At 65.7% G+C, this 19,890-nt stretch carries 14 protein-coding genes and 1 pseudogene; 2 read left to right on the top strand and 13 right to left on the bottom strand.

All coding sequences use genetic code 11. The features are described from left to right. Positions 1–412: 412 nt before the first annotated feature. The 7 genes and pseudogenes from QFZ65_RS16440 to QFZ65_RS16410 all read right to left on the bottom strand — a co-directional run. Positions 413–559 (bottom strand): annotated as a pseudogene (locus tag QFZ65_RS16440) (helix-turn-helix domain-containing protein); the annotation flags it as partial. A gap of 277 nt (positions 560–836) precedes the next feature. Continuing rightward, a complete protein-coding gene (locus QFZ65_RS16435) occupies positions 837–2,471 on the bottom strand; it encodes an alpha-amylase family glycosyl hydrolase (RefSeq protein WP_306911828.1) in 1,635 nt (544 codons plus the stop codon). Then, complete coding sequence (locus QFZ65_RS16430) at positions 2,468–3,382, bottom strand: carbohydrate ABC transporter permease (protein ID WP_306911827.1); 915 nt, start codon at positions 3,380–3,382, stop codon at positions 2,468–2,470. Before QFZ65_RS16430 ends, QFZ65_RS16435 begins: the two co-directional genes overlap by 4 nt. Continuing rightward, positions 3,379–4,410 carry a carbohydrate ABC transporter permease gene (locus tag QFZ65_RS16425; protein WP_306911826.1) on the bottom strand — a complete coding sequence of 344 codons (1,032 nt, stop codon included), beginning with the start codon at positions 4,408–4,410 and terminating at the stop codon, positions 3,379–3,381. Before QFZ65_RS16425 ends, QFZ65_RS16430 begins: the two co-directional genes overlap by 4 nt. A gap of 83 nt (positions 4,411–4,493) precedes the next feature. Beyond that, complete coding sequence (locus tag QFZ65_RS16420) at positions 4,494–4,721, bottom strand: hypothetical protein (RefSeq protein WP_306911825.1); 228 nt, start codon at positions 4,719–4,721, stop codon at positions 4,494–4,496. Positions 4,722–4,803: 82 nt separating this feature from the next. Next, a complete protein-coding gene (locus tag QFZ65_RS16415) occupies positions 4,804–5,817 on the bottom strand; it encodes an extracellular solute-binding protein (RefSeq protein WP_306911824.1) in 1,014 nt (337 codons plus the stop codon). Between the two features lie 125 nt (positions 5,818–5,942). Then, positions 5,943–6,980, bottom strand: a complete 1,038-nt coding sequence (locus QFZ65_RS16410) for a LacI family DNA-binding transcriptional regulator (RefSeq protein WP_306911823.1) — start codon at positions 6,978–6,980, stop codon at positions 5,943–5,945. A 166-nt stretch (positions 6,981–7,146) separates the two neighbouring features. Between QFZ65_RS16410 and QFZ65_RS16405 the strand changes: the two genes are divergently transcribed. After that, entirely contained in the window at positions 7,147–7,455 is a 309-nt protein-coding gene (locus tag QFZ65_RS16405; RefSeq protein WP_306911822.1) for a hypothetical protein, read from the top strand. Positions 7,456–7,649: 194 nt separating this feature from the next. On the opposite strand, the gene QFZ65_RS16400 is transcribed toward QFZ65_RS16405, so the two are convergent. The 6 genes from QFZ65_RS16400 to QFZ65_RS16375 form a co-directional block, all read right to left on the bottom strand. After that, entirely contained in the window at positions 7,650–8,831 is a 1,182-nt protein-coding gene (locus QFZ65_RS16400) for a TIGR02679 family protein (protein ID WP_306911821.1), read from the bottom strand. A 119-nt stretch (positions 8,832–8,950) separates the two neighbouring features. Beyond that, positions 8,951–13,126 carry a TIGR02680 family protein gene (locus QFZ65_RS16395; RefSeq protein WP_306911819.1) on the bottom strand — a complete coding sequence of 1,392 codons (4,176 nt, stop codon included), beginning with the start codon at positions 13,124–13,126 and terminating at the stop codon, positions 8,951–8,953. Beyond that, positions 13,119–14,423, bottom strand: coding sequence for a TIGR02678 family protein (locus tag QFZ65_RS16390; protein ID WP_306911817.1), 1,305 nt, complete (start codon positions 14,421–14,423; stop codon positions 13,119–13,121). Before QFZ65_RS16390 ends, QFZ65_RS16395 begins: the two co-directional genes overlap by 8 nt. Beyond that, positions 14,420–15,970: a TIGR02677 family protein gene (locus QFZ65_RS16385; protein WP_306911815.1), complete on the bottom strand. Its 1,551-nt coding sequence runs from the start codon at positions 15,968–15,970 to the stop codon at positions 14,420–14,422. Before QFZ65_RS16385 ends, QFZ65_RS16390 begins: the two co-directional genes overlap by 4 nt. Before the next feature lie 109 nt (positions 15,971–16,079). Beyond that, positions 16,080–17,426 (bottom strand): ThiF family adenylyltransferase, encoded by a 1,347-nt coding sequence (locus QFZ65_RS16380; RefSeq protein ID WP_306911814.1) that lies wholly within the window; start codon positions 17,424–17,426, stop codon positions 16,080–16,082. Positions 17,427–17,809: 383 nt separating this feature from the next. Next, complete coding sequence (locus tag QFZ65_RS16375) at positions 17,810–18,052, bottom strand: hypothetical protein (RefSeq protein ID WP_306911812.1); 243 nt, start codon at positions 18,050–18,052, stop codon at positions 17,810–17,812. 519 nt (positions 18,053–18,571) lie between these two features. Between QFZ65_RS16375 and QFZ65_RS16370 the strand changes: the two genes are divergently transcribed. After that, positions 18,572–19,651, top strand: a complete 1,080-nt coding sequence (locus QFZ65_RS16370) for an ImmA/IrrE family metallo-endopeptidase (protein WP_306911810.1) — start codon at positions 18,572–18,574, stop codon at positions 19,649–19,651. Positions 19,652–19,890: the final 239 nt, after the last annotated feature.

Genomic DNA, 19,890 nt, shown 5'->3' with positions numbered 1-19,890 from the left:
TCTCCATATCGTTCAGGAATTTCGTTCGTTGTAGAAGTAGCCTACTCACCGGGACTTAGCCAGAAACGGAGGCAACCCCCACCTGTACCCCGCGTCCCGGAACTTCTGCACCCGCCCGGGGCCGGCGCCGTCGTCCGACACCAGGGTCCAGGGGAGTGCCAATCGGGCTCAGGCGTGGAAGGGCCGCAGGGCGAGCGTGGAGGAGTCTGCCAGAACATAGACTTCCCGCGCGCCCCGGCCCACGAGGTCCTTGAGCCGGGTCTGGGCGTAGTCGGCACGCTCACCCCCGCAGCACCCAGACTGCGTTGTTCGGCTGCCGCCAGCCGTCTTCGGTCAGCGGCGCGGCGGTGAGAATAACCGTTCCTGCTTGCAGCTTTACGGGCTCGGTGCCCATGGCGACACCACGAGGAAGTGCTCGTTGCGTTCGCAGATCAGGAGGTTGCCGGGATCGACCCGCCTTCGCGACCGTGTTCCTCGAAACACCCAGCCGTGCCGCTATCGACCTCATCGATTCGCCCTCGGCCAGATGCAACCGCCGAATCAGAGCCCAATCCTCCACTGTGATCACCCGTCCAATCGTTCGGAACAGGTGGCTCAGTTTTCAACCGTCATAATGGCTCAGTTTTCGACCGTCACTGACATTCACCTACTTGCGGTCCTCAACGTGCGGTTGCGGCTGACCTGAACCATTGGGCAACGGTCGTCGTGCGGCGGTGGCCGAACTTACCCGATCAGTTCCCAGACAGAGGCAAGAGAGACAAAACGGCTGGTCGGCCAGCGGTGCACAGCGCCTCCACGTCTCCGAAGGAAACGTGCGAGGCGCCTGGTTTGGAGCCTCAGCCCCGCAGCACCCACGCGGCGTTGTTAGGCTGCAGCCAGCCGTCCTGCTCAAGGGGTGCGGCGCTGAGCAGCACCGTTCCGGCCGGCAGCTGCACCGGTTCGGTTCCCATCGCGACGGCGACGAAGAAGTGCTCGTTCCGCTCACAGATGAGCATGTTCCCCGCTTCGACGCGCCAGGTGCCGCCGTCGTTCGGGCCGAAGACCTCGTTCCTCCACAGCTTCCGGCGCAGCTCCAAAGCCGCAGTCACCAAAGCCAGCGAGGACTCGGGGTCCTGCTGCTGCAGTTCGATCGCCTGCGCCCCCCAGCCCGAGGGAATAGGTAGCCACGGCTCGGCCGCCGGCTCCGTCAGCGAGAAGCCGTGGTTCCGCTCGGCGTCCTCAGTCCAGGGCAGCGGCACGCGGGCGCCGTCGCGGCAGACGCCGCCGCGGGCCCACATGGGATCCACCCGGGCCTCGACCGGGACGTCGACCTCGGGCAGCCCGAGCTCCTGGCCCTGGTAGATGTACGCCGGACCGGGCAATCCGAGCAGCGCAACAAGTGCGGCGCGTGCCCGGACCGCACCAAGTGAACCGCCGCCGAAGCGGGTGGCGGAGCGGACAATGTCGTGGTTCTCCAGCGCCCAGGTGGGCGTGCCGCCGTGCAGCTGGCGCGCGGTTTCGAGGTCGTTGCCGACGGCCGCCCACGCTGCGGGATCCCACCCGAGCTTCACGAAGGCAAAGGCGAAGGCCTGCTGCATCTCGTCGGCGCGGGTGTAGCGGGCGGCGCGGGCCGGTTCCAGGTTGACCTCGCCCACCAGCAGGCGGTGCGGTGAGTACTTCTCGGCAAGGGTGCGCCAGCGGCGGTAGACCTCGTGGACTTCCTCCTGGTCCGAGACCTGGGGGTTGGACCGGAGCCCGTCCACCACGCCGCCGGTAGAAGGCGAGTCGGGCAGGCCCTCGGCCTTGAACAGCGCGTGCGCGACGTCGATCCGGAGGCCGTCAACGCCCTTGTCGAACCAGAAGCGCAGCACGCCGTCGAAGTAGTCGCCGACGGAGGGGTTGCGCCAGTTCCAGTCCGGCTGCCCGGCGGAGAAGAGGTGCAGGTACCAGTCCGTGTCCGTCTCGGACTCCGGGTTGGCACGGCTCCAGGCGCGGCCGCCGAAGACGCTCTGCCAGTTGTTCGGCGGCACGTCGGCGGCAGGATCGGCAGCCGGCACAAAGTGGAACATGTCCCGTTCCGGCGAGCCCGGGCCGGCCGCGAGGGCAGCCTGGAACAGCGGGTGCTCGGAGGAGCAGTGGTTCGGGACGACGTCGAGCAGGATCTTCAACCCCAAGGAGTGGGCCTGCTCAAGGAGGGCATCGAACTGTTCCATAGTGCCGAACAGCGGGTCCACGCCGCAGTAGTCGGTGACGTCGTAGCCCTGGTCCAGCTGCGGGGAGGGCTGGAAGGGAGTCATCCAGATGCCGTCGACGCCGAGGGCGGCGATGTACGGCAGCCGGGCCATCAGCCCGGCGAGGTCGCCCACGCCGTCGCCGTCGCCGTCGGCGAAGGAACGCGGGTAGACCTGGTAGATGACGGCGGACTGCCACCACTGGGCGGCAGGCGTGAGGGCGGTCTCCTCAACGAGGCTGACGGGAACCTGGGCGCTCATTTGCTGGCACCCGCGGTGAGGCCTTCGACGATCCGGCGCTGGAAGATCAGCACCATGATCACGAGGGGGACGGTGACGATCACGCCGGCGGCCATCTGCTCGCCGAAGGGCGCCTGGAATTCGGTGGCGCCGGTGAACTTGGAGATCGCGACCGTGGCGGTCTGGATCTTGGGGTCGTTGATCATGGACAGCGCGATGATGAATTCGTTCCAGCTGTGGATGAAGGTCAGGATCGCGGTGGTGAAGACCCCGGGCGCGGCGAGCGGCAGCAGGACCTTGCGGAACGCCTGCCACTTGGTGCAGCCGTCGATCATCGCGGCCTCTTCAAGGTCGAACGGCAGCTGTTTCATGAAGGTGGTGAGGTTCCAGACCGCCAGCGGGATCGCGAAGGACAGGTTGGGCACGATCATGGCCTGGTAGGTGTTGATCCAGCCGATGTCGGTGAAGAGGCGCAGCAGCGGCACGACGACGGAGATACCGGGGAACATCGACGTCGCGATGATGACGCCGAGGATCACTGACTTGAAGCGGAAGTTCAGCCGGGAGATGGCGTAGGCGGCGAAGACGCCGAGGACCAGCGCAAACAACGTGGTGGTGCCGGCGACGATCAGCGAGTTGAGCAGCGCCTGGCCGAACATTGTGGAGCCGTCGAAAACCTTGGTGTAGTTCTCCAACGAGAACGGGGCGGGCAGCAGGGTGTTGTCGAAAATGTCGGCGGTGCGGCGGAGGCTGGAGACAATCATCCAGTAGAAGGGGGCCAGGCAGTAGGCGAAGATCAGGGCCAGGCCGGCGTAGACGGAGTAGGAGCGCCAGGTGCGCTTGGGCTTCTGCTTTCCGGGGACGACGGGGGCGGCACCCGCCTTGGGTGCCCCGGAATCGGCGGCGGCGTTGCGGAGGTCGGAGATGGTCATCGGGTGGCCTCGGCCTTCTGGATGCTGGCGGACTTGGTGCGGGACTTCTTCGAGATCAGCTTCAGTTCCTTGGCGCCGGTGACGTCGGCGCCAAGGACCTTGACGAAGACGATCGCGACGACGGCGACGTACAGGAAGAGCATGACGGCGAACGCGGAGGCGGAGCCGTAGCGGAGCTGGTTGGATTCGTCCCAGGCCAGCATGGAGAGGGTTTCCACGGATTCCTTGCCGGGGCCCACCAGCACGAAGGGCAGGTCGAACATGCGCAGCGCGTCGAGCATGCGGAACAGCACGGCCACCAGCAGGGTGGGCTTGACCAGCGGGAGGGTGATGGAGCCGAGCTGGCGCCACCAGCCGGCGCCGTCGATCTTGGCCGCTTCGTAGACTTCGCCGGGGATGATCTGCATGCCGGCGAGGACCAGCAGGCCGATGAACGGCGCGGTCTTCCAGACTTCGGCGATGATGACGGCCACCTTGGAGGCGTTGCCTTCGGCGGTCCAGAGGATTTCGCTGCCGAGCAGGGTGTTGGCGATGCCGTCGGACTGGAAGATCCAGCGCCACAGCAGGCCGGAGACGGCGGTGGGCACGGCCCACGGGACCAGGATGCTGGCGCGGAGGAAGGCCCGGCCGCGGAAGGCGCGGTTCATGGCGAGGGCCATGCAGAGGCCCAGCACGGTCTCGAGGAGCACCGTGGTGAGAGTGAAGAAGGTGGTGTTGGCGAAGGCGTTCAGGAAGCGCCGGCCGGATTCGCCTGCGAAGAGGTCGGCGTAGTTGGCCAAGCCCACGAAGGCTTCGACGTCGGAGACGAAACCGTCCGCGTCCAGGCCGGTTTCGGCGCGGAACAGGGACTGGTGCACCGCGGAGAGCAGCGGGTACACGATCACCAGGGCCAGCACCAGGATGGTGGGGGAGAGCAGCATCGTGGCCATGCGGCCTTCGCCGGCGGTGCGTTTGCCGCGTCTGCGCGGGCTGCCTGTCTGGGGCGTGCCGGTCTGCGCGCCGGCGGGCGAGGCGGTCGTCGTCGTCATCCTTGGTACCTAACTGGAGTTGCAGCGTGCCTGGCCGGCCGGGGCGGACCGGCCGGCCAGGTGTGGAGATTGAACTGCTGGGATTACTTGCTGGACACCTCGGTGAGCTTGGCCTGCATGTCCTTCAGGGCGGTGTCCGTGTCCTTGGTCCCGGTGATCGCCGCGTAGGCCTCTTCCTGGATGGCCTTGGTGGTGGCGCCGTACTGGACCACCTTCGGGCGGGGCTGGGCGTTCTTCAGTGAGGTCAGCAGGGTGGGGAAGAACGGGCGCTTGGCGACGACGGCGGGATCCTCGAAGAGGGATGCGTACACCGGGGCTCGGGAGCTAAGGGCGAGGCGCTTCTGGGCCTGCTCCTGGCTGGTGAAGAACTTGGTGAACTCGAGGGCCGTGGCCTTATTCGGGGTGAACGGGGAGATCGCCAGGCTGCGGCCGCCGAGGGTGGAGACGCCGGGGGCCGTCGGTGCCGGGGATGGAGGTGATGTCGAACTTGCCGTTCACCTTGCTGGAGCCGTCCGTGGCGCTGAGGGAGGCGTGCACGAAGGGCCAGTTGCGCATGAAGACGAGCTTGCCGTCCTGGAACGCGCGGCGGCCCTGCTCCTCGAGGTACGTGATGGCGTCGGACGGGAAGAGACCTTCCTTGAAGCCGTCCACCAGCAGGTTCAGGCCCTTCTTGGCCTCGGCGGTGTCCACGGTGGGCTTGCCGTCGGCGTCAACCACGTGCCCGCCGGCGGAGGCCACGGCCTCGGAGAAGTTGACCGTCAGGGCCTCGTTCTTGTCGAACTGGCCCGCGTAGCAGGACATGCCCGCGGCCTCGGGGAGGGCGAGGATGGACTTGCAGGCGGTCTTCATCTCGTCCCAGGTCTTCGGCGGGGCGGCGATGCCGGCGGCCTTCAGCAGGTCGGAGCGGAAGTAGAACAGTGCGCCGTCGGTGTAGTACGGGGCGCCCACCAGGGTGTCCCGGTACGTCGCGGCGTTGACCGTGGCGGGGATCATCTTGTCCGTGGGGACGGCGTCCGCGGGCAGCGGCAGGATCCACTTGTTGGCGGCGAACTCGGAGGTCCAGACGACGTCCAGGTTCAGCACGCTGAAGGTGTCCGACTTGATCTGCGCGTTCTGGATGAGCTGCTGGCGCTGCTGGTCCGCGGAGTCGGGCAGTTCGATGAACGTGACCTTTTCCTCCGGGTGCGCGGCGTTCCATTCCTCGATGGTCTTGTTCGCGGCGCCGGAGGCATCGCGGTTGGAGACGTAGTTGATGGGGCCCTTGCCCTCGAAGGACGCTGCGGTGGCCTTCGGGGTGCTCTTGGCTTCCGTGGCGGTTCCGCCGCAGCCCGTGAGGGCGACGGCGGCGACGGCGACAGTTGCGGTGGTGGTGAGAAGAGTCTGCCAGGTGTGGCGGCGCTGCCTCATGTGTTGCTCCTTGTTAATCGGGGTGGTGCGGGTGGTTTGGTGCATGTTCGGACGTGCGGCGGCGGGCTGGTGGCACGGGGGAGTGCCGGCGGCCGCCGCTGGGGAGGTGGTCTTGTGGGTCCTGGCTAGCTGACCAGGACCTGGTCTTCGGGTTGGGCTTCGCTGACCGGCGCTTGGCTCCGTGGCTTTGAGCTGGGCGGCGCGGTGGAACCGCGCTCGATCAGCCGGTGCGGCATGATCTTCGGCCCGAGGTCCCGGGAGCGGAGCAGCTTCTTCACGGCCATCCGTCCCATGTCCTCGAGCGGCTGCGCCATGGTGCTCAGGGGCGGGTTCACGTGCAGGGAGGTCGAGGTGTTGTCGAACCCGAGGACGGAGACGTCCTCCGGCACCCGGAGCCCGCGGCGCTGCAGTTCATTGACGACGGCGGCGCCCATCTCGTCGCTCATCGCGAAGATCGCGGTGAGGCCGGGTTCCTGCTGCAGCAGGTCGTCGACGCCGGCGGCGCCGCTCTCGTAGAAGAAGCTGCCGGTCGCGGTGACGGGGGTGCATTTCGCCTCGGTCATGGCGCGGAGGTAGCCGCGCTGGCGGGGGTGGGCCACGTGGACCGACGCCGGGTCACCGGCAAGGAGGCCGATGCGTCGGTGGCCGAGCCGGAGCAGGTGCCGGGTCGCGTCGTAGGCGGCCTGCTCGTCGTCGATGGCGACGCTGGGGGAGCCGGATTTGTCGCTGATGGCGACGGAGATGATGGGGACGTTGGGTCCCAGCAGCTGGCGCGTCTCTGGTGTGATCACGGCGGAGATGAGGATGACGCCGGCGGCGCGATAGGTGCGGAGGGTCCGGAGGTAGCCGGCGATGTAGGCGGACTTGGCGCCGGTGCGGCCGAGCATCACGGCGTAGCCGCGCTCCTGGGCTTCCTCCTCGACGCCCTGCATGACCTGGGAGGCCAGGGCATCGGAGACCATGGGGGCGAGGAGGCCGATCACGGAGGTCTGCCGGGTCTTAAGGCCGCGGGCGAGGTAGTCCGTTTCGTAGGAGAGGCTCTTGACCGCATTCTCGACGCGCTCTCGGGTTTCGTCGGAGTAGCCGACGAGTCCATTGACGACCCGGGAAACAGTGGCCGGGGAGACGCCGGCGTGCTTGGCGACATCGCGGATGGTGACCACTGTTCCTCCTCTCTGAGGTTGTCTCTACCTTGGTTGCTGCTCACGTTACGTAATCGGTTTCGGAAAACGGTTTACGTAAACGGTTTCGTTCGGTGCAGGATCAACAGTAAGGGGTGGGTGCGAGATCGCGTTGCGTTTCGTAAACGGGGCAGGGCCAGGATCAGCGATGACCATGCGGCCGGTCTTACCGGGCAGCAAGGGCAAAGTGATTGAGCCCTCACTAACCGCCGGCAACATGGAAGCGTGCCACATTATCCTGACCGGCACCCACCGCGGGGACAAAGCCGGTATCCGGCAACACGCAAGCGCGTCGAGTTCGACTGTACGGACATTCCGGGTGAGGGGCCGCAAGGTGGCAAAGCAGTGGGGCACCACCGACAACCCGACCCTGATGCAGCAGATCGGCGTGGGGCCGTTTTGGCTGTGCAGCAAAAGTTCAGTCTCCTCGACGCCTGTCACGGCTATCTATCGGTAGACGGTTGCTGGCGCGGTCGGCAGGCCCAAGTTGCTCCACGCTTCGGTGATGATCTGGTACAGCTGCGCGCTCGAGACTTGGAATGGGCAATAGCACGGTGAGCTGGGACTGAAAGGCCCGGGAATACATGGCAGTAGAGGCTTTCGGTCTGCAGGCCGAGCGCGGAACCGTGGCGGCAGCGCTGCCGCCCGTGTCTAGGAGAGGTCCGCGAGCAACTGACCTAGGAGCGACTCCTCGTGTACGGCCACTCCCTGCCGGGCCATAACAACAGCGAGGCCCGGATCCCACGGTGTCGGGACCGGCTTACCCTCGAGTGAAAGCATTTCATCGGCGGGCAGGCTACTCACCGCCGCCTCATAGTCACCTGCGGTGAGACGCCAGGGCGTGGCGCCAGAGGCTAGGACGCGGCCGGCGATCGCGACTCCGGGCCAGTCAAAGTCGCCATGATACCGCACGACGTTACCGTCGGCGATGAGTCGATCCAGGGCCAGCAAACCTGCACTCGCAGGGTTGCCTGACAGGCACAACAGCACTCCAGGAACCCCCGCCCTGGCCGCGGCCTGCATCACCTGCGGGTTCTCACACACGGACACGACCGTTCCAGGGCTGGCGAGGAGTGCGCCGGGCCCGGCAGCGCGCAGCTCATGCACATTCAGGTGGGTGACCAGGCCAAGGCCGGCGCGGGAACGCATCATCTGGCACCACGGGCCGGTGCCGGGCGGGCGCAGACCCCAGGCGAGGACCGTTCCCGAGAGGACGTCGGTGACGACGCCGAGCCGCTCCCACAGGGCTCGCCGCGTAGCAGCACGGTCGGGCACCGGCTCGCCAAGCGCTGCTGCTGCAGCTCGAAGTACAAGCGCGCTGGTCAGTGTGCCGTCGTCAAGTCCGTGTGCCGTTCCAGTGCACCGAGACGCGAGCTCGGCCAGCTCCCACACCGGCCCCGGTCCCGGCGACCCCGGATCAGGCGCGCTGAGGTCGGTGCGAGTTCCGAGCGCGGTCAGGACAGCGCCGGTTCGGTCCGCGCAGCGGTTGGCGGTCTCCTCGCCAGCGCGGGTGAGCAAGCCAGCCTGTCGGACGCCGTCGATGAACTTTGGCACCCATGGCGCGCACGCCAGGCCGGCACCCGCTATGGCCCCGTCCAGCCGTGCCCAGACGGACGCACGGGAGACCTCGGATTGCTCCCGTGCCGCGGCCCGGTCTCTTAGCGGTGTCCCTGTCAACGCCTCAACGACAGCGGAAAGTCCGGCCTGCGCGGCGGAGTCACGCAGCCGGGCATCGAGGCGGTCCAAACGAACCCGTACCGCTCCCGCGGTGACAGGAGTCGCCAGCATACCGGAGAGCAGATCCGCGCCGGTGTCGTCGACGACCAAACTCACGCTTCCGGAAGCCGCGAGACGGTTCTTCTCGAGTCGGATGCGAACTGCGGCCCACAGAGGTGCCAGTGACGGGTGTGCTAGGTACTCGCGGGTCTTCGGCGGCAGACCCTTTCCGGTGGTCATCGAGCGGCCCGCAGGTGCCGGTTGCGGCCGTCCCAGTGCATGTGCGTAGTTACTGCAGGGCCGTCCTGACGACGCCTGACCTCGTAGCAGTCCAGGGCAGGAACCTGCGGGTACATGCCCCACAGCGCGTGTCCGGTCATCGCGAAGTCGATGTCGAGGCGGACCAGAAGCCCCATTAGTTCAGCGATGGTTGGGTCATCGACCTTGGCGAACGCATCATCGAGCAGCAGCAGACGCAGCGCCCGTCCGCTGTCGGGAAGACTGGACAAGTACGCGTCGACAGCGGCGAACAGGGTTACGTAGGAAACGAAGCGGGTCTCGCCTTGGGACAGCTTCGCGCTGCGCGTCAGCCGACGCTGTTGCCCGGTGGCCGGTCCGAGGATGAAGACCTCGACCATGTGCCAGGCTCGGTAGTCCAGGGCGCTGCGAAGGTGCTCGGCGTACCCGGCGGAGGCGTCCGCAGCGAATGACTCCTCGACGCGTGCCTTCAGGAGGTCGGTCAGCTCGGCGGTAGCCGCGGTGGTGCGCAGCGCGGCCGCGGTCGTGACCAGTTCGCGGATTCGGGCCGCGGACGGGCCGGCGCTCTCCGCGAGGTTCCACCGCAGTCGGACCCCAATGCCGTGGCTGGTCCGTATCGAGGACAGCGACGTATTCATCGCTGCCACGAGCGTCGAGGCCTGGTCCAGTCTCCGGCGGAGTTCGTCGGCGACCCCCCCTAGAACAAAATCGGTGAAAACGCGGTGTTCGCGGTCCGACAGAGCGGCCTTGCCCTCATCGCGCTGCCGGGCGAGCTCTGTTGCGGCTGCGGCGATGGTGCGCCGGCCGGAGGCGTCGGACAGCTCGATGAGTCGTACGCCGTCTTTGATCTCGGCAAGGACGTCGAAAGTGCCACTGATCTCTCGTTCGAGTGCCTGCTGTGCCCGGATGAGGGCGTTCTCGTCTGCGGTGTGTTGGCCCTGAAGGGCAGCGGTCACGGCGCCTGCGGCGGCGCGCACCGATTTATCGGTGACCTCGGCGATGGACAGAGGACCGAGCGGTGAGGACAGCGCAGAGGCGGCGACGCCGGGCAGATCCAGTAGTTGCTGGAGGGCGGCAGCGGCAGCCTCCAATTTGCGGTGTGCAGAGGTTGCCCGCTCACGGGCGACCGTTGCCTCGGACTCGGCGTGGCCGGCCTTCTGTGCGAGGCCGGACTCCCGGGTACGTTCGGTGCCGAGCTCGGCGCGGACCCGGATCAGCTCGCCCTCAGCCTCACCCAAGTCCTTGCGGACGCTGGCTGCGTCGGCGCCAACGGTTGCGCGGACAGCGGCGAACTCGGCCTCCTCTGAGTGCCACGTCCGCCATTCGACGTCGGCGCGAGCTTCTGCGCCGATGCGCTCCTCCGCGTGGAGTTCGGCCCGATCGATGACGGCAGCGTGCCGTGCAAGAGCGGCCGCGAGGCGCTGCAGGGACTTGGCTGCGGTGTCGCACAGCCTGGCTGCTTCGGCGGCGTCCCGCTGGACCTGGCTCAGGGAGTCCGTCCCGGTGGGAAGGCTGAATGCTGCGCAGGCATCGCGGTGGGCAGTCAGCGCCGTGGTCCATTTGCGGCGCAGTTGCTGCGCCTGCTCGAGGGCTGTGAGGGCGGCGGCGTTGGCGCTCTCGGACCGGTTTGCCGCTGCGGCGGTGAGGGCGGCCGCGGTCGCGACTGGTTGGCTGCGCGGCGCTGTGGCGACGACGATTTCGAGCTGTTCCTGGTCTCGGCCAACCTTGGCGCGCGCCGCTGTGCGCCCGAGGACGGCATCGTCGAGGGTTTCGAGTTCGGCGGCGATCGAGGAAAGCCGTGCCGCGCGGGCGCTGGCGCGGGCGGCGGCGCCGATGTGCTGGGCGGGACCGGCTAGGTGCCGGCCGGTCACGGGGCCGTTCCCCCAGGTGCCGTCGGTGCCAACCCAGGTGGTGTGCGAGTCGGGGCCGTATCCGATCCGCTCGAGTACCGCGGCGACAGCGTCCGGGTGAGCGGTGGTCGGGACGATCGTGAGGGCCTGCGCGAGGGAGCCGCCGGCCGAGGGGCCAGTTCCGCGGAGGAGGAGTTGCCCGTCGCGGGCGTGCAGTGTTCCGTCGCCGGTGACGGAGCCGAGCAGCAGGCCGGAAGCTAGGAGGGCGCTCTCGATCCCGGCCCGGTCCGCATCAGAGACGCCGTCGGCAAAGTCGACTGCCTGCCACAGCGGGACAGATCCCTCGGGACCCCTGCCCAGCCAGGGCGGTCCGGCCGGGGCTGGGTCGACGGCTGCGAGCAGTTGGGCTTGCTCGTTCTCAAGCTGGGCCCGTTGTAGCTGGTCCGCCTTTTCCGCGGTGTCCAGGGTGGCGAGGGCGGAGGCGTGCCGCTGACGGGCGACGGTCGCTCCGACGGTGGCCATCCGGTCGAGCTTGTCCAGGAGTGCGGGGTCGGCCCGGCCGGAATCTGGGTCTGCAAGGAAAGCGCCGAGCGGGCCGTGTTCGAAGTCGACTTCGCCCAGAGCCGCGGACGTCTGCGGTGCGCTGGTCCAGGCCCGCCACTGATCCGCCAGCGCGCTCACGGCGGTGTCGAGGCGGTCGGCAGTTTCGGCCGCTTCGTCTGCGGCACGCTCGGCGCGGGCCTGTTCCGCTTCGGCGCGCTGGTCGGCGTCGGTGACGGCCCGTTCCTGCTTCTCCAGTCGCCGGGCCTGGTCAAGCCGGGTGCCGGCCTGCCCCTGACGGGTCTTCGCGGCTTGGGTTATGAGAGTGAGCCGGGCCTGCTCGGCTGGGATGTCGGCGGGGGTGACGTCCAGGGCGGCGACGATCGGACGGGCCACGGATTCGGGGTCGGCGTCGCGGCGGGTGCGGATGATGTTCGTGATGCGAGCGGCCGGCACTGCGCGCACCGCAGCCGTCTCGGCGATGTTCGTGGGCGCGCCGGCGGAGCGCAGCTGGTCGCGGGCTGCGGCGAGCCCCTGGGCGGCTTCCTGTGCGGCCTGGGCGGCATCGTCGGCGCGGGTGGAGGCGTCGCTTGCAGATGAAGCCTCGGTGCGCCGGGCTGCGGCGGCCTCTGACAGGGCGCTGTCCGCGGACCTGGCCAGCGCGGAGATCTTCCGCTCCCGGTCGTCGAGATCGCGGGCGTTGGCGTAGGCTGCTGACGACTTGATGCCGGTGATGGTCGCTTCGAGCTCAGCCTCGGTGGTGGCGAGCTCGGCTATCGTACCCTCCACGTCACTGTGCTGGCGCAGAAGATCGCGGTGATCTGCCTGGCGCCGGTCGGCGTGCTGCGCGGCCTGCCGGGCTGTCATTGCCGCTTCCTCGGCAGCGGCGGCGGCGCCGCCGAGGACGCCGGCGGCGTAGCGACGGTACGTGCCGAAGAAGGTGTTGACCTGATGGTAGGCCAGCTCAAGGCGTTCCTGCCCTGCACGCGTCTCGGACAGACCGTCGAGCTGTTCACCGGCTGCGTTCAGGGCCGCCTCGCTCAGGGGAGGCAGGGCATCGGAAAGGATCTGCGGAAGGCGTCCCTCTTCGATGCGGTTCCCTACGTCGGGAGAGCGCAGGGTGTGCGTCAGCTGCATAAGCCCGATGTACCGGTCTCGGCCGGACTCACCCGTCAGGCCGTACACGGTGCTGCGTACTCGGTCGCGGTGTGCCTCAGGGGTATCAGTGATTCGATCGGCGCCGACCAGTGTGGTCAGCTGGTCGCGGGAGAGGACCTCCCGGGCCGGCGATATAAGCTGCAATTCGTTTCCGACACGCAGCGGGGTGGTGAAGTACCAGACTTTCGCGTCCCCGGTGGACTGCGAGAACCGGATGAACGCGCCGAGCGTCAGGTGCTCGTGGCTGCCATCAGAGGAATCGTCCTCGGCCAGGTCCCGCTCCAGTTCCAGCCACAGGTAGCCTTCCCTGTTGCCGGACTCTGCGCCGGCCTTCATTAGGTCCTGAAGGCGGACCTTGCCGGAGCCGGTGGCGTCCATTTTGCGCCGGTCCGCGTCGAGGAGGTACGGCAGCAGCATCTCCAGTACGCGGGACTTGCCGGATCCGTTCGTGCCGCGCAGCACGAGACGGCCGCCGGAGCAGTCGAACGTGGTGTCGTAGTAGTACCAGACGTTGATCAGTCCAGCGCGGCTCATCCGCCACCGGTGCGGGTTGTGGCGGGCGAGGGTTTCAGCGGTGTCGTGACCGGAGATATGGGTGTTAGTCATGGTAGGTCCTCATGAACGGAGTCGGAAAGTCGGCAGGGGCGGGGAAGAGCGGCTCGGTGAGCTCCGGCAGCCCGGGGGGCGCCTCGAGCCGGCGCAGGGCGCGAGGCTTGGCAGCAGATCGGACAGGTTCTGGCCGGTACCGAGCAGATGCTGGGTGCAGCACGAGCCCGTCAACGGTGGCCGTTGCCAAGCTGACGGAGGTGAGGACTTGAACGACCTCGGCGCGCAGGCGGCCCAGATCGCTAATGACCTCGCTGCGCCAGCTGCGCGCATTCTGCTCTGCGAGGTGCTCAAGGTTGTCCGCGACCAAGTCCCACGTGGCAAGAACGCCCGGCACGGGCCGGCCGCTGACCAAGGCCTCGGCGCCGGCGGACGGGTGAAGCGTGTCTACGAGCGCATCCAGAAGCAACAGTGCGGCCTGTCGGGTGGTGCCGTTGCTGGGGAAGGCAACGTCGGTCATCTCCTCCTCCGTGTCATACGCGAGAGCGCCCTCGGCGCGGACCTCCAGCTCGAGCCCGAACGCGTCTCCGAGGGCCAGAGTGATGTCATTTCGCTCGCGGGACAGCGCGTCACGCTCACTCTCGGTGAGGTTCTCGCGCCGCACGAGGGGGTTCTCGACGATACGGCGCCGCAAGTCGCGCCGCGGCTGTGCTGGAAGGTCCGGATCATGTGCCCACAGCTGGTCCGGCTGTTCAACGGTGTAGAGCGGCCGGGCGAGCAGCTGCGGCAGCAGGGACCGGTTGATTGTCAGGAGCGCCTCATCGTGCCGCTCGCTCCAGCCGGCAACGGTCCCGTCAGTCTCGGCGAGCACGCCCCAGTCGAGTAGAAGGCCGATGGCGGCAACCAGGGCTCGCCGTTCGGGTAAGGCGTCGTCGATGCTGATACCGACGCTAGCGGCATCGGCGCGCAGTTGTTCGACGAGCTGGGACAGCAAGATCTGCTCACCGACTGACGGTGAGAGCAGACCGGCGCAGACCAGGGCCAGGTAGGTGTAGGCCCGGGGAGTGAAGTCGCCGCCATTGCTGCGCCGCGCAGGACGCACGGGAGCATCCACCGGCAGGGGAGCTTTGGCGAGTCGGGCAAAGCTCGCCTCAATGACCAAGGTATAGCCGAGCGTTGTGGCGAACGTGGATTTCAGTGCGCCTGCATTCCGGCGCACCAGGGCCATTTCCTCGGGGTACTGCGCGGTGGTCATCACCGGGTGCATGAGCAAGAAGCGCGCCGCTTCTCGCCGCTCGGAAGCGGCGTGCGAGGCCGTCACGGCGCTCCCCGCTGGCGGACGGGCGGCCGCGCTCACGGCCCGGTCCCTGTCATCTTGCCCTCATCATCGTCGAGAGTGACGGGAACCTCGGCGGGATGGACCCGCAAGAGGAGGTCATGCACGGTCAGGGTTCCGTCGTCGCTGTGAATCACGGTGCTGCGCCCCCTGGCCGGGATCGCGGTCAGAGCCAGGCCGAGGCTCGTGTCTGTGTGGATTGCGGCGTTTTCGAGGTTCTGCTCCACCGCCAGGAGAGCGCCGAACCGGTCTAAGAGCAGGTTCCGAGCTGCGGGGGACAGGCGTGCGCCGTCGAGGTTTCCGGACGCAGTGAGTTCGGCCGCGGCGGCCGCCAGCCGATCGGCCTCCTCCTGGGCCAGAGCGAGGAGCAGCTCGCGCTCCAGACCGGGGTCCAGAACGCGGGCGGTACGCCCACGTGCGGCCCGGTCACCACGCTCGCGCAGCGACAAAGGCACATCAACCGGTTCAGCGTCCCACCACGATGTGGTGGCGCCGTCCCGGCCGGTATCCTCGTCGGGACCGCGCAGCAGGTGTCGGGACGGGTACGCACCGAACGCGGCATTGAAGATGCGGTGCGCCGCATCCGCGTCGGCGGTGTCGAACCACCGAGCCAAGCGCAGCAGGTCGGCGCGTCGGGAGACGCCGGTCCCTGCCACGGCCAGCATCCGTTTGGCGTTGGCGATGAGCTGCGCCAAAGCCTGGTCAGCGGCCCCACGCAATTGCGCAGGCCCGGATCGACCACGACGCCCGGTGTACCAGGCGGTGAGCTCTTCCCAGTCCTCGGCATTTCGGCCGGGAGAGCGCTCGGTGGCTGTCCCATCGGATTCGGGCAAAGACGGCAGCGAATCGAGGGCGTCCAGCAGCGCGGGCAGCCGCGGCTCAAGCGCTTCGAGGAGAGTGGCGATCGCGGGCGCATGGCGGGCGACGTCGGCGGTGATTAGGTCGACGTAGCTCATCAACATTTCCTTGAAGCCTGCATATTCGGGGCCACCGAGGTCGTAGCGGGAGATGCGGGACTGGACGAAGGCGTAGAAGTCCGTGGCGGACTCCGCGAAGAAGCGCTGGTTCTGGAACACAGTGGTGACGTCGCCCGCGAGTGCGTCTGTGTCGAGCGATCTATGGCTGTCGAGACGGTCGGTGATGCGTTGGAGCGTCTCCACAGTCACGCCCAAGAGCTCGCGGGCCACTTCGCGGGCACCGTCGCTGGCGCTGATCACCTCGTCAACTTGTCGCGCGACGCGACCGCCAAGCTTAGACACCTGATACCGGGAGCGGGAGCGGACCCATTCGGCCACGGTGGCGGCGCGCGCGTCGCGAACCGACCGCACCAGATTGCCCCACTGCTCCAGCTGGCGGCAGCGGCTTTCGAGGTCGTCAACACTTATTAGGGCGCCGGAGCGTTCGAGCGCCGCCTGCGCCTCGCCTGCCGACAGGTCGGCAAGGAGAGTGGAGGAAAAGAGGCGCATGATGGCGATGTACTCTTCGGCATTGTCAGCGGTCACGTACCGGTACAGATCTCGCCGCTCCTGCCGTGCCTCGGGCTCAGTCTGCGTTGTCCCAGCGTCCATCCCGGTATCCCTTTCTGCTGATCCTGCTGCGGTCGAGTCGCTCGCCATTGGTCGGTAACTAACCGTGGTCCGGCCCACACTAAGGCAGCGGTCCGACACTTTGGAGTTCTCAGGCATCCGGACGGGTCAGTGCTACGCGCAAATCCCCTCTACCGGTCTCCGCCTCAAATGGACAATGTGGTCGCGATTTCACATCAAGGTGCTCAAGAGATTGCGTCGTTAAGGAGTATCTCAGCGGCGCCGAGACACCACGCCCTCCGGGCTTTGCAACGAGACTGACCAATTGACTTAGGAGCCCGGCCGTGACGCCGATGGAAAGCAGGGCGACGTTCTGGTTTCCGCGCTGAGCCTGTCCGGCTGCAGCTATGTAGGAAGGATCATCAAGTAGGCCCTCTTTGTCCAGGGTCACTTCCGACATATCGATTTGGGCGGAACAGACTAAGCACGGCCTCCCGGCGGTTAGGGTGTGCGTGCGAATAGTGGCACCGCGCATTGCGCCGTCAGAGAAGACGTCAATTCCTATGCCGCCGTCAATGACGGGGATTAGGTCTGAGTAGGCCATCTGGTTCAGGACTGCGCGTGGATAGGGTCGGTCCACGCAACTGATGACAATGTCATAGTCCAGGGCGGTTGCTTGGCCTTCTACCGTCGTTACGTCCTGGTTATGGGTTCGGAACTCGTGGCTGGAGGCGGTGGCTGCCCTCGCCATTTCTCGGTGTGCGACTTCTATTTTGAGCCGCCGGATCGCTGCGTCAGACTGTGTTGAGCCGATCATTCGATCCAGGTTATGTTCTTGGACGACGTCAAAATCCATGACACCCACATGACGTGCACCTGCGGCGGCCAGCCGGACCGCGACGTCCAGCCCTACACTCCCGACACCGATTACGAGCAGGCGCAGACGGGCGATGTCAGCCTGTGTTTTGTCTCCCCAGGCTGAGATTGTGCGCATTTGTCGGTCATTGCTTGAGGGTATCGGGCGTTGTTTGTTGTTCCAGTACACGTTGAGAGAGGGCCCGACAACGCGGACGTAGTCGGCTTGGGTAGACTCCGACGCCGTCCACGTGCGGGCGGACCACGTGCCCTCGCCCGCCAAGGTCATGCCGACGAGTGGCTCCCCGGTTAGCTGTAAGGCTAACCGGGAGTACGATTCCTCTGCGTCAGCATCTTGCGAGCTCATTCCTTGCCAGCCGCGGCCTTTCGGATGGGAGTGGATAATCATTACCCCCTGTCCAGTCCTGGCGGCCTTCTGGCAGGCACGCAACACATAGCTCCCGCTGAAGGAGGCGTTGCCATGTACGGAGCGCTCCCCCGACTGAGGAAGCAGTACTTCGTTAACGATGGCCGTGCGTCGCAGGCTGCCGGTGGAGGGAGCATAAAGGGCAAGACAGATGTCTTCTTGGCCGTCCATACGGAGCAAGTGATCAGTGAGTTTGCTGCTAGTCACGTTCGTCATGGCGACGGAAAATCTTGCAGTCATCTGGCATCCGTAAGGACAGCGCGAACATGTGACAGCCAAGACTGGGCAGGGTCACGTGCATCTCCCCAACTGACAATGTTGCGCGAGTGCTTGAGCCACCCCTCCTTGCTCGACGGCTGAGCATTGGTGGTTTGGAACTCTACAGAGTCTGGGAAGTGCACCCAGTGGGGAGGGATGAGTGGCCAGCTTCCCGTTTCCTCCAAGTCGATTCCGCTTCGAACTTCGACGCCGGCGAAAGATCCGGAAGTTGCCTTCACTGTGAAGCTAAGTACGTTGCCTTCGACAGTCGGCTTCGCGCCAAGAACTTCCAGCCCCAAGATAAGGCCGTCGAGTCCGTTGGTCTGTCCCGCGCCCGACACTTAGGCGACCTGCGCACTCTGCCGGACGGTGACGAACTCATCCCCTGTCTTGATCACAACTTGCTGGTCGTCCTTGAACGTATGAACGTCACCGTGTCCCCTCACCTCGGCGAGGTCGTATCCCAGTGCTGGCAATCCTGCCAGGCCCAGCAGTGCGCTGGCGGGCTGGTGCTTATCGCCCACGGTAAATGACCGCCCGTCGATCGTAAACGTGATGTTGGCGGGCTTCTTCTCTGCCGTCATGGTGACTACCTCCTGGTTGTGATGGACCGTTTTGGTCCGTTCTATTGCAACAGTAGCATGTACCAAAAGGGTTAATTAAACGCCGGCAGAAACTGGCCTTGTTTCGGTTCACGCGAAACGGGGCGTAGGCGGTATGCTCAGGAGTGGTAGGCAATAGGATCGATCAGGCGGGTACATGGACGTCTTCTTCAGGACCGAGGGGCTCGCCATGCTGTTAGGCAACGAGCAAAATAGGGTCCGCGAGTTTGGCGCAGACGGCGCGGGCCGTATTGATCTCCGCCTTCAACAGCTGATGGGTGCGTCGACACTTGCGGAAATGAAAGTGATGCCGGGCAGGTGCCGGGAGCTGAACTCACCGCTTCGCGGGTACTTCGCAATCGATGTTTCACCGCACTGCCAACTTACTTTTCATCCAACGGACATCGGCCAACGCGGAGAAGTCTTGGTCGGCCGAGCGTGGCAATCGATCGAAAGCATCACAGTAAGTGACTACCAGCGACTATCAGGGAGGAGCCAGCCATGACGGCGACGGCATATCCTTACGCTCCTGAGCGCATACTGCCGCCTGGTTCGACGCTATTGGAGGTGCTCGACGAACGAGCGATGACCCAAAGCGACCTCGCGATCCGGACAGGGCTTTCCGCTAAGCACATCAATCAGATTGTCAAAGGGACGGCATCGATAAGCCCTGAGACGACGATATTGCTTGAGCGGGCAACAGGCGTCCCTGCGTCGATGTGGACAAATCTTGAGAGCACATATCAACTGGATCGGTCGCGTACTAAAGAGGCAGAGAAGCTTAAGTTAGACCTGGACTGGCTGAAGACGCTGCCGCTTGCAGAACTCGCTAAGAGGAAGCGGATTCAATCGGCGAGCTACTCGATCGATACTCTTCGAGAAGTATGCAACTTCTTCGGTGTCGCAGACAAAGCCTCATGGGAGGCTTTGTGGGAACGTCCGACCGCATATCGACGATCCAAGGCCTTCTCAAGTGATCCAACGGCTGTCGCAGCTTGGCTTCGGATCGGTGAGGTCGAAGCAATGAAGATCAGTTGCAGCCCCTTCGATAAAGCGAAGTTACTGAGTTCCCTAGAGGACCTACGAAGTCTCACGCGCTTATCCAATCCCAACGAGTGGGTACCTCGATTGAAGTCTGCTTGCGAGGATATCGGAATTGCTGTTGTTTTCGAGCCTGAGATTTCTGGAGCTCGAATCGTCGGTGCTACGCGGTGGGTCCAACCGGATAAAGTGCTGATTCAGCTCTCGCTGCGACATCGGTGGAGTGACATTTTTTGGTTTACATTTTTCCACGAGATTGGACATTTGCTGCTGCATTCCAAGAAGGACGTTTTCATCAATGACCAAGGACCTCATAGCGGTGCGGAGTCCGAAGCCGATGCCTTTGCGTCCCAGCTATTGATCCCTCGCCGTTTTGAAGATCGCTTAAGCACCCTTCAATCCGATGATGATGTAACGAAATTCGCAAGTGAATTGGGGATTGGTCCAGACATTGTGGTTGGTCGGCTGCAGTTTGAGAAGCGGTGGCCCTACACGCGGGGTGCGGCACTCAAGCGCCGTTTTACTTTTGCGAAGTCCTAGGGGTTTTGCGCCATTAGGGTGGTGACAATCGGGCGAGTGGAGTGGTTCTTATGCCGGATTAGATTCGTTCAGCGTTGTAGTGCTCGAGCGAGGGGAAGCGTAGCTTGCGTTGGTTGCAGCTCGTGATGGCCTACCGGTAAAAGGCTTGCTCCTCACGGATAGGTTGTGATGGCCATGATCCGGTCCTCCGGCCGCTGACAGGACCACGGCACGATTTCCGGCCTTCCCCATCCAGGAGT

The sequence above is a fragment of the Arthrobacter sp. B3I9 genome, assembly GCF_030816935.1.
In the GTDB taxonomy this organism is placed as follows: domain Bacteria; phylum Actinomycetota; class Actinomycetes; order Actinomycetales; family Micrococcaceae; genus Arthrobacter.
Note: the sequence above shows the minus strand (reverse complement) of the source record. Positions and strands in the feature narration are given on the sequence as shown.

Excerpts from the sequence above, each read along its gene's own strand:
- QFZ65_RS16435 (WP_306911828.1), bottom strand. The coding sequence starts at position 2,471 with ATGAGCGCCCAGGTTCCCGTCAGCCTCGTTGAGGAGACCGCCCTCACG.
- QFZ65_RS16375 (WP_306911812.1), bottom strand. The coding sequence starts at position 18,052 with ATGACGGCAGAGAAGAAGCCCGCCAACATCACGTTTACGATCGACGGG.
- QFZ65_RS16395 (WP_306911819.1), bottom strand. The coding sequence starts at position 13,126 with ATGACTAACACCCATATCTCCGGTCACGACACCGCTGAAACCCTCGCC.
- QFZ65_RS16370 (WP_306911810.1), top strand. The coding sequence starts at position 18,572 with ATGACGGCGACGGCATATCCTTACGCTCCTGAGCGCATACTGCCGCCT.
- QFZ65_RS16430 (WP_306911827.1), bottom strand. The coding sequence starts at position 3,382 with ATGACCATCTCCGACCTCCGCAACGCCGCCGCCGATTCCGGGGCACCC.
- QFZ65_RS16405 (WP_306911822.1), top strand. The coding sequence starts at position 7,147 with ATGACCATGCGGCCGGTCTTACCGGGCAGCAAGGGCAAAGTGATTGAG.
- QFZ65_RS16380 (WP_306911814.1), bottom strand. The coding sequence starts at position 17,426 with ATGACGAACGTGACTAGCAGCAAACTCACTGATCACTTGCTCCGTATG.
- QFZ65_RS16415 (WP_306911824.1), bottom strand. The coding sequence starts at position 5,817 with ATGAGGCAGCGCCGCCACACCTGGCAGACTCTTCTCACCACCACCGCA.
- QFZ65_RS16425 (WP_306911826.1), bottom strand. The coding sequence starts at position 4,410 with ATGACGACGACGACCGCCTCGCCCGCCGGCGCGCAGACCGGCACGCCC.
- QFZ65_RS16385 (WP_306911815.1), bottom strand. The coding sequence starts at position 15,970 with ATGGACGCTGGGACAACGCAGACTGAGCCCGAGGCACGGCAGGAGCGG.